This is a genomic window from Acinetobacter sp. CIP 102136 (genome assembly GCF_000369685.1).
GTDB classification, from domain to species: domain Bacteria; phylum Pseudomonadota; class Gammaproteobacteria; order Pseudomonadales; family Moraxellaceae; genus Acinetobacter; species Acinetobacter fasciculus.
This window is the reverse complement of record NZ_KB850135.1, coordinates 1-4,198: the sequence shown is the minus strand read 5'-3', so window position 1 is coordinate 4,198 and position 4,198 is coordinate 1. Positions and strand designations below refer to the sequence as shown.

3 protein-coding genes and 1 pseudogene are annotated in these 4,198 nt (G+C 31.6%); all 4 read left to right on the top strand.

Translation table 11 applies throughout. From position 1 onward, the window contains the following. Positions 1-198: 198 nt before the first annotated feature. Positions 199-1,395, top strand: coding sequence for a reverse transcriptase domain-containing protein (locus F893_RS00020; RefSeq protein WP_005248997.1), 1,197 nt, complete (start codon positions 199-201; stop codon positions 1,393-1,395). A 165-nt stretch (positions 1,396-1,560) separates the two neighbouring features. Then, positions 1,561-2,679 (top strand): Fic family protein, encoded by a 1,119-nt coding sequence (locus tag F893_RS00015; protein ID WP_005248996.1) that lies wholly within the window; start codon positions 1,561-1,563, stop codon positions 2,677-2,679. Between the two features lie 756 nt (positions 2,680-3,435). Next, positions 3,436-3,936, top strand: a complete 501-nt coding sequence (locus tag F893_RS00005; RefSeq protein ID WP_005248994.1) for a YqhA family protein — start codon at positions 3,436-3,438, stop codon at positions 3,934-3,936. A gap of 133 nt (positions 3,937-4,069) precedes the next feature. Continuing rightward, positions 4,070-4,198, top strand: a pseudogene (locus F893_RS17185) (helix-turn-helix domain-containing protein); the annotation flags it as partial.

Genomic DNA, 4,198 nt, shown 5'->3' with positions numbered 1-4,198 from the left:
ATTGAACCGCTGCCAAACTCTGGCAAACATCTCAATGAGGCTTCCCGAGTAGTGCACATCACACCGATATCAGCAGGGAACTTGACACGATGGACGTCCTTCATCGAAAAATTAGTGAACAGCGGTGAGGGTGATATGCGTATAACACAGACTTTCAGCCTGTATGGGTAGCCTTGTAAAGCATACAGTGAAGAGAGCATGGATTTTCAGAAGTTCTTTAAAGAACACTTTTTTAAAAAATTTAAAACTTTATTTATTAAACAACCTAAATATTTATTAGATATAAAATATTATCCTGAGTATCTTTCCTTCAATGAATTTGATTCCAGAAAAGAGCAAATTTTATCCAGTCTTTTACTAGATTTTTCTGATCGAAAATATTTTCCTCAAGCTTTACACCCTGTATTGATACCTAAACCAGATGGTTCATTACGTCTAATATGTATTCCGTCTATCCAAGATCGTTTAGTACAACAAATAATTTTAGAATATATAAGAGAAAAATACCCAGAAAAATATAAGTTAGCGACTGATTATGATTTTTCGTCTAAGAAAGAAGAGGGTGGTGCTATTAAAGCAAGATGCGTAGCATTAGGCTTTAGAAATCAATATTCTCATGTATTAAAGACTGATATATCTGCATTTTTTGATAATTTAGATAGAAAAATAATTAAAAAGAATATTGATATTCAAATAGGTATAAAAGAAATTGATTTTATTTTAGAAAAAATTATAAACATTGATATTAAGTTGCCCCCCCCCCATTCAATTGAATCTAAAGAATTTGAATTTTTAAAATCCAAAAAAGGAAAAGGAATTAGACAGGGCATGCCTATGTCTTCATTCTTTGCGTCTCTTTATTTATATGATTTTGACAATTTTATGAATATAAAAAACATAAAATATGTCAGATATGCTGATGATTTAATTGTATTTTGTTCATCCTATAAACAAGCTAAACAAAATTTATTACTAATAAAAGATGAACTTATAAAAATTAAACTCACTGTTCCAGATCTTGAAGAACGTACTAAAACGAAAATAGTTAAAAATCAATCTATTGATTTTTTAGGGTTAGAATTTAGGTATACAGGAAAGTATTTTAGATCGTTTATACCTAACTCAACATTTGAAAAAGTTAGTACAAAATTATTAGCTTATGATTCTTTAAACAAAAATATAAAAAGGCAAAAAAACTTTCCTGATGTAATTCAAGATATTAATTATATTACAAACGGGTATAAAGCAGCTTTCTCTGATGCCTGTAATACAAGCGAGCTAGATAAAGAAATTAGTGAAATCAAAACAAAAGTTTTCTCTAAATTGATGTCCTCTATAGACATAGATATTAATACTTTAAGCGCTAGACAGAAGAAATTCTTTTTTAGTTTATAAACTTTTATTTAACATAAAATCTCTTATGCGAAATTCGTATGTAAGCCTCAAATAGAAATGTCCTAGATAAATAGATGAGCTAATTAACCGATATATTCGGCTCATTAATTGATCTGAATATATGCTATATTCAACTCATCTTAGATTTTCAGAGAAAGATTGAAAATGCAGGAATGGATTTGGCAAATACAAAACTGGACAAATTTCACATGGCAAGATTCAATTATCTTACCTAAAACCAGACAGATACATCAAAAAATAGGGTTTCTTCTTGGACAAAGTCAGCATGATTTAGCAAAAGAACAATTCACTCTAGATACTCTACTTGCCAATCTTGTTGCTTCATCAGCAATTGAAAATGAAACCATCAATGTTTTTTCATTGCGATCATCTCTAGCTCAACGCTTGGGTGTCACGCTTGAACAGCCTTATCCAAGCTCAGATCGATCAGAAGGTTTAGCCAATATCATGCTAGATGCACTTAACGATGTTAAGCAACCACTGACTGTTGAGCGTCTCATGCAATGGCATCGTTGGCTTTTCAATGATCCAGACTGGACAATGCAACGTTTACGCATTGGTCAACTCCGGGGATCAGAGCCTATGCAGGTCGTTTCAGGTCGATTGCATTACCCTAAAGTACATTTTGAAGCACCTCCAAGAGAAGGCTTAGAAGATCGCTTAAATGCCTTCATAGAGTGGTTTAATCAGAGTTTAAATGATTCATTGCTTGATCCATTGTTACGTGCAGGCATTACCCATTTATGGTTTGTTACTCTGCATCCTTTTGATGATGGTAATGGCCGTATTACACGTACACTTACAGACCTTGCTCTCGCTCAAATGGATGAACAGAGCATCCGTTTGTATGCAATGTCTACTGCGATATTAAACAAACGTAAAAGTTACTATGAGGTATTAGAGCAAACCCAAAAAAATGATTCTGATATCACAAATTGGCTGATTTGGTTTCTAGACACATTGAATGATAGCCTTGAAAAAACCTTGGCGCAGATCAGTCGAACATTATTTAAAAGTCAATTTTGGCATAAACATTCAAATTCAACCCTGGGTGAAGAACAACGCAAAGTTCTAAATCGTTTATTAGACGGTGGAGAAAATGGCTTTGAACATGGTATTAGTGCTTCACAATATCAAAAGGTTGCTAAAGTCAGTAAAGCAACAGCTACTCGCCATTTATCAGACCTACTTGAGAAAGAATGTATCGTCAAATTAGAAGGTGGTGGACGTAATACACGCTATCAGATTAATACTCAGTTATAGATATTCTTAGTAATAAAAAACCCCGGCATCCTGCCGGGGTTTCTCATATTGGGTTGCTAGGTATGACTCCTGTCTTACCTCACGCTCCTGGTGCGATCTTTCTTATTCTTGTTGTTTGGAACATCCTGTTCTCTATGACTTCATCATAGGAAAATTCACCTATCCTGGACAGCCGCAAAGAACCGGAATTCACGTAAGCTCAGGCGTACAAAATAGCCTAAATTTTATCCCCAGCAATTGGGGATAGTTTTGGAACCTGAATCCGTATGAAATGGGCACTGACTGCCAAATTGATCGTTTTTTGATCAAATTTACTGGCAAAATGTTACAGATCCGCTTAAAAACTCACCAACTTATTACAAAAACCATTTTTTGTGCATTTTGTGATCAGTATTAAATTTTTAAGTTATTGATATTTAAATTAATATACAAGTGTACTTCGTATAACCGCCATTATGTTAAATACGGATATTAAAAACTTAATTAGATATGAATCTCTAGAGCTATCAATATTTTCTTTTTCCATTCAATTTACTATCTGTGATTTAACTTTTTAAATAATTTTCAACAAATTAATTCAAATTTTAGAAATAAATTATCAATTATATAAAATAGTTAGGTAGTATCAAAGATAGGGACTACGGTTGTAAGTTTTGTATGGCAATTCAACCAATGCTGCTTTTTTCAAGTCAATTGCTTATTCGCAATTTTGATTAAATAATTGGTTGGTTTTTACATTTTAAGGGATGTTATAAAGTGCTCCAAAATTTTTTTGAAAAGAGTAGGTTTTTAGTTATCATAGTTATTATAAATTGTATAATTTCATCTATTTTTTTATATTTATCAACAATATATTTACTTATAGATGCTATAACTTTTATTGTTAAAAATATATACGCAACTAATTTTGAAGTAAAAATAGTTGTTGTTAAATTTTTAAAAATCCTTGATGTTTCATTAATTGCTATTACATTTCATTTAATTTCAGCAGGTTTTTATAAATTATTTATTCAACAAGCTATTTTTACCAACAGTTCATTTCTTAAGACACTATCAATTAATAAGTTCCATGATCTAAAAGTTATTATATTACATGTATCTATTATAATTATAGTAATTCTGTTTTTAGAAGATATCGTTGTTTATGGAGGAACTTTAGCCAACTTATATGCTGGTATTTCTTCTAGTTTAGTAATATTAGCAATAATTTTTACTTGTAAGCTATTTGGTAACGATCATCACAAAGACGATGAATAACTTAGATTATAGACATACATTTAAAATTACTCTTTTCATTTATGCATTTAATTGAAGCAAAGATTAGAGATCTTAAGTTGACAAAAATAACTAATGATGCGAAAAGGTTTTTTTAGTTAACAGATGTTCACACATGCCTAGAATTGTTTCTGTACCACTTAGTTTAGAACAGCGAGAACGACTCATTTTTCTGGTCAAGCATGCAAAACATTGGCGTGAAAGGCAACGTGCCCAAACTATTCTCTGGCTTTCCGAAGGTAAA